Genomic DNA, 5,046 nt, shown 5'->3' with positions numbered 1-5,046 from the left:
CGCCTACACCCGCTCGGACCCGGTCAGCATGGCATCCAACCTGATCGGCTACTACCACTACACGCTCTGACAGCAGGCCCTTTCAGGTTCCCGTGAACCCTGCCAGACGTGCGGACGGGCTGTCACCGCACTGTCGTCGGTGACAACTCGCCCGGCCGCGCATCGCCCGGCAGTCACGCTACCGGTGCGACGCGGCGGTGGCTCTGAAGGTGGCCGACTCCGGGCAAAGTGCCAGGCCGATGAGTCACGCAAGTCAGGAGCACAGCAGCCGTGCGCACACAGCATGGACATCCCGACGAGAACCGCCCCTGTTGTCTGAATCCGCCCATTCGATACCCGCTCAAAGGAACGCATTACACGATGGCCAACCGTAAGCGCATAGCCAAGATCGCCACCGTCGCCGCAGCGCCGCTGCTTGCCGCCACTCTCGGCACTGGCACCGCCCACGCCGGCTCCAGCTGGGGAGAAATCAGGTTTTCCAACGGCTACTGCCTCGACGTCTCTGGCGGCAACTTCGTTAGTGGTGCCACGGTCCAGCTCTGGGGTTGCAACGGCACCTCCGCTCAGCAGTGGTGGTTGTGGCAGACGGACTCCACCCACTTCCAGGTCCAGGCAGCCCGGAGCAACGACCCCCAGGGCCGCGTGATGTGCCTGAACAACTGGGAAGGAGGCGACGTCACCGGCAACCACATGCGCCTCTACCCATGCTCCGCGGGCTCCGCAGGCGACACCCAGTTCAACTGGGTCTACACGGGCAACGGCAAGCAGATGCAGCCGCGCGTCGCCTCCGCCAACTGCGTCGACGCCTGGGGCGGCCTCTACCAGGGCGCCGAGGCCCGCCTGTACGGCTGCACCGACGCCGCCGGAGAGAACGTCATCTCCAACCCGTCGTAACCCCACCAAGGTCGACCGCGCCGTTCCCGGCCACGATGCCCGCAGCGGCAGCCGGGAACGGCGCCCGGGTCCTGCGGCCCTGCGCCGCCGGTTCAAGGCGGCCTGCGCGGCCGACGGCGCCGAGATGCGCCACGCGCGCAGACCCTCGCCCTGGTCGACGGCGTCCCACCCGTCGCCGGCCGGATCGGACACCCCCGCAAACGCCCCGACGCCCTACTCGGCGACAAGGGCTACGACAGCCACCCCAACCGCAAAGAGCTGCTGCGACGCGGGATGGACCTCGCCTGCTCCAGAAACTCCTGCAAGACGAGAACCTGCTCGGAGGCGGAGCCCGCCGCCTGGGCCGCGCGGCGCAAGTCGTGCAGGTCCCCTCGGCGTGTGTCGTCGATCGGAGTGCCATAGACGCTCAGGAAGTCCAGGAAGTCGTCCAGGAACTTCTGCGGGGCGGTCCTCCGGCCGGACAGGTAGAGCTTGCGGCCGGCGGGCCGGCGGGAGCCGCGGGCGTGGCGGCGTACGGCTCGGGGAGGCACGTTCAGGAGGGCCGCCAGCTGTCAGCGGCCGAGCGACGGCCTCCGTATGAGGCGACCAGCGCGTCGGCGACGGCCGTCGCGTCTGCATCGGCTATGTCAGCGGGGTACTCCGGCAGTAGGTCGTCCCAGACAGGCAGCCACGACCCGTGCAGCTGGGTCTGTCCCTGGGGCCGGGCGAAGAACCAGATGTGCAGGTGGGCGGCTCCGTCCCCGATCCGGTACAGATGGGCTCGCGAGATGTGCGGCAGGGCCTGTACGTGGCGGACGATGTGGGTGGTGAGCACCCCCAGTTCGGCGGCCATCTCGTCGGTCAGGTCCGCCATGTCGTAGTGATCGCGCGGGTACAGCACTAGCACCAGCGGCACTCCGACGCCCGTGATCCGGGCCAGTCGCCAACGGTCACTGAACCAGAGGCCTTCGTCTCGGGCGCGGCATATGTTGCAGTCGGCCGCGTCCTCGCCGTGCCGCGCTGGTTCGGGCAGAACGGGTGGGCGCAGCGGCGCGACGCGAAGCCCGTCCGGCTCGAACGGGCTGATGTCCCAGCCTGTCATCCGTGCCAACGGAAGCCGAAGCTCACCATCCGCAGCGGCACGTGCGTGGTCGTAGAACTCATCAGGTCGCATGGCCATGATCGGAAGACTAGCGTTGGCCATCGGTTGCCTGCGCTCAATGGTGATATTTGCTGCTCGGCCGACGGGTGGACCTGCGCATACAGGGCGATCGTGAGATCTGTTATGGGGCCGCTGTGGGCCTCAGAGGATCTCCTCGCGCGGGCGGCTCGGCGCCGGGCGTCAGCCGCTACCGCGCGGGCATGCTTCGCTGCCCGCTCGGCCAGGCGCGCTGGGCGGAACTCCTCCTCCGTCTGGTGGTTCACCGCCTGGCGCAGCTTGCGGCCGGCGGGCCAGCGGGAGCTGCGGGCGTGGCGGCGTACGGCTCGGGGAGGCACGCTCATCAAACGCCGCGGCGAAGACATCGACGCCAGTCTGACCCGACTGACCACAGCCCTCGCCCAGGACATCGGCCTCGCTCCCAACGAACTGGCCGACGCATTGCTGGCCCGCCTCCACGTCGCCGCCGGCATTCCTGACGACATCGCCCTCGTCGTCATCCGCCTCTGACTCCGTGCGGAGTGTCGACAGCGCCCGACGCTGTCCCCAAAGGGACCACAAGCAGTTACTCACTGGGTGTTTCGCCCGTTCGGCAAGGAGATCGCCGCCAGTGGGAGATCGCTCAACCGGGCCCACGCCGGGTGCCGGTACCCCGTCGAACGAGGCGTGGCGACACTCAGGCGATGGCGGACCTTCCGTCATGTCCGAGCCCGAGCCGGCTCACGTTCGCGGCCAAAACCGTCCTCATCCTGGAGTTGCAACGCTGAAAGAGCTCACTGAACCGAACCGCGGGCCGAACCCGAACCAAAATTACGGAGCCGCGGCGCGGCCGCCCTCAGGAACCGGGGGCCGCCGGACAGCTGAAATCGATGTTGGAGGCCCAGTAGTCGCCACCGAAGATGTTGACCTTGGTACCGGCCCCACCCGGTCCCGGGTGAGGATTGGTCGCATTCGCGCAGTACGCGGCCTGGGCGGCCGCCAGCGTCGGGTAGGGGCCCAGCTTGGGCGTGAACTGCACCGGAACGTCACGGCCGCCGGCATCCGCGCACAGGCCGCCATCCGCGAAGTCGCATGTCCGCTTGCCCTGGACGTCCTGCATCGAACCCACCAGGACGTTCCCGCCGGACACATTGGTGAGGAGGAAGACGTAGTAGGCACCGGCCGAGGAGGACGGCGACTCCGTCGGAGTGCCGGACGGCGACTCGGACGGAGTGCCGGACGGCGTGCCGGACGGCGACTCGGACGGAGTGCCGGACGGCGACTCGGACGGAGTGCCGGACGGCGTGCCGGACGGCGACTCGGACGGCTGCGGCACCGTACAGCCTTGCATACCCTGCCCCGGTAGCAGCCCGCCGCCTCCGGGCAGCCCCGGGCGGGCACCACTCCTGGAGGCCGGGAGCGAGTTGGCGAAGTCCACCAGCTCACGCGTGCGGTCACCGACCTGCTTGGCCGAATCCGAGCCGCAGTACAGGTAGTTGGACAGGTAGTGGATGTTGAAACGCGACGCCGTGGAGCCGTCGTACACGGTCTGCGGCGCAACGGCCTTGGTCGTGAAGTCCACGCTGGAGATCCCCGCCAGCAGCCAGTCCCACTCGAACATCACATAACGCGTCGGATTGGCGTTCAGCTCCTGGCCTCTGCCGAACGGCGGAGCAATGTACAGCGCCCCGACGGGCTTCCCAGCGCCGATCCGCGGCAGGACGTTGCGCAGGTAGAGGCCACCCTCGCTGTGCGAGATCAGCACGACACGCAGCCCCTTGTTCAGGTCGTCCTGCACGTTCTTCAGCAGACTCGTGTTGACCCCGTCCAGCGCGAAGTTCGGATCCGCCAGCTTCCGGGTGATCGTCCCGGAGACATCCTCGACGACCGCCTCCGGCAGGACGGCCGCCCCAGCCACGCTCAGCCCGCAGATGGCCTTCGCGAGATCCCGGTTCTCCGGGATCGGGTTGTCCGCGGTGACGCGCTGCGCCTCCTGGCAGGCGCTGTAGGTATAGACCGCGATGCTGGCGCTGGAGGCGTTGAACTGGAGCTTCACAGTGACCGGATAGCCCAGCTGCTGGGTCAGCGTGGTGGACAGCAGGTTCGCGTTCACCGTCGACGAGTCGAAGTTGTTCAGCACTCCATTGACGAAGTAGAAGGACAGCCCGGCGCCCGGCGACGCCTGCCGGAACGCGGCCGGTCCGCCCACGGGGGCTGCACCCAGCGTGGGCGCAGATGCCACCGGGGCACCACCCACCGACACCGCGTGCCCGTTCAGCGCCGCGGCATTGGCCATGAAGGTCTGCTGGCCCTCCGCCGTACTCAGTTGACGCGACTCCCACAGCAGGACCTCCCTGCTGATCGTGTCGTGGTCGACGCCGCGGGCCGCAGCGGCACTCACAGCGGCCGCCAGCCCCTCCCATGCCCGCTGCACGCCGTCCCCGCCCAGCGGCTTCTCGAACGCCGCGAGACTCTGCCGCACCTCCATCGCCCCAGCGGAGGCCGGGCCGGAGCCGGAGCCGGAGCCGGAGGCGGACGGCGTCGGACCGCTCTTCGGCGACGAGGAGCAGCCGGCCAGCAGGGCGACCACCGTACCGAGCACCACCGTGGCTCGCACGGGCACGAGCGCGCCGCGCCCTCGGGTCGGTGTCATGGCTTCCCTCACGCGATCACCGCGGAAGACCCACGGCAGATGGCCGGATCCGAACCCTCTTACCGTCCACGCCCGTACAGGAAGCCACAACGGCTACTGGACCAGTCAGAAGCGATTCCCAAACCGGGGGACATGGCTGCCGCTCGAACTTCCGTGCGCATCAGCCTCGTTCAGGTGATCAGTTCGCGGCCGGCGCATAGAAGAAGGGCCTCTTGACCAGTTCGGTGATGTCGAGTCAACGAACAACCAGGAGGCCCTCGTGCTCCACTCTGGCGTGCCCGCCGCGTCCGTGTCCAGCTCCGGCATGTCGTGCGATTGCCTCGCACACCGGCTCGGGAACGCCGCCGACCAGCCCGACCGGACCCGCCGCTACGGCTCCGAC

General features: G+C 68.8%; 4 protein-coding genes and 1 pseudogene. 2 read left to right on the top strand and 3 right to left on the bottom strand.

The window, feature by feature from the left end; all coding sequences use genetic code 11:
- The first annotated feature begins 360 nt into the window (after positions 1 to 360).
- The gene (locus ACFV1W_RS40030) at positions 361 to 894 is read left to right on the top strand and encodes an RICIN domain-containing protein (RefSeq protein WP_380422443.1); all 534 of its coding nucleotides are present in this window, start codon (positions 361 to 363) and stop codon (positions 892 to 894) included.
- A 230-nt stretch (positions 895 to 1,124) separates the two neighbouring features.
- Here the strand turns inward: ACFV1W_RS40030 and ACFV1W_RS40025 are convergent, their stop codons facing one another.
- Both ACFV1W_RS40025 and ACFV1W_RS40020 read right to left on the bottom strand, forming a co-directional pair.
- A complete protein-coding gene (locus ACFV1W_RS40025; RefSeq protein WP_380422442.1) occupies positions 1,125 to 1,424 on the bottom strand; it encodes a hypothetical protein in 300 nt (99 codons plus the stop codon).
- Between the two features lie 2 nt (positions 1,425 to 1,426).
- Positions 1,427 to 1,975 carry a hypothetical protein gene (locus ACFV1W_RS40020; protein ID WP_380422440.1) on the bottom strand — a complete coding sequence of 183 codons (549 nt, stop codon included), beginning with the start codon at positions 1,973 to 1,975 and terminating at the stop codon, positions 1,427 to 1,429.
- Between the two features lie 396 nt (positions 1,976 to 2,371).
- Between ACFV1W_RS40020 and ACFV1W_RS40015 the strand changes: the two are divergent.
- Positions 2,372 to 2,542, top strand: a pseudogene (locus ACFV1W_RS40015) (protein phosphatase); the annotation flags it as partial.
- Between the two features lie 325 nt (positions 2,543 to 2,867).
- On the opposite strand, the gene ACFV1W_RS40010 reads toward ACFV1W_RS40015, so the two are convergent.
- Positions 2,868 to 4,499 carry a hypothetical protein gene (locus tag ACFV1W_RS40010; RefSeq protein WP_380422439.1) on the bottom strand — a complete coding sequence of 544 codons (1,632 nt, stop codon included), beginning with the start codon at positions 4,497 to 4,499 and terminating at the stop codon, positions 2,868 to 2,870.
- Between the last annotated feature and the right edge of the window lie 547 nt (positions 4,500 to 5,046).

This window comes from Kitasatospora sp. NPDC059648, from assembly GCF_042734825.1.
Taxonomy (GTDB): Bacteria; Actinomycetota; Actinomycetes; order Streptomycetales; family Streptomycetaceae; genus Kitasatospora.
This window is presented reverse-complemented; position numbering and strand designations above follow the sequence as displayed.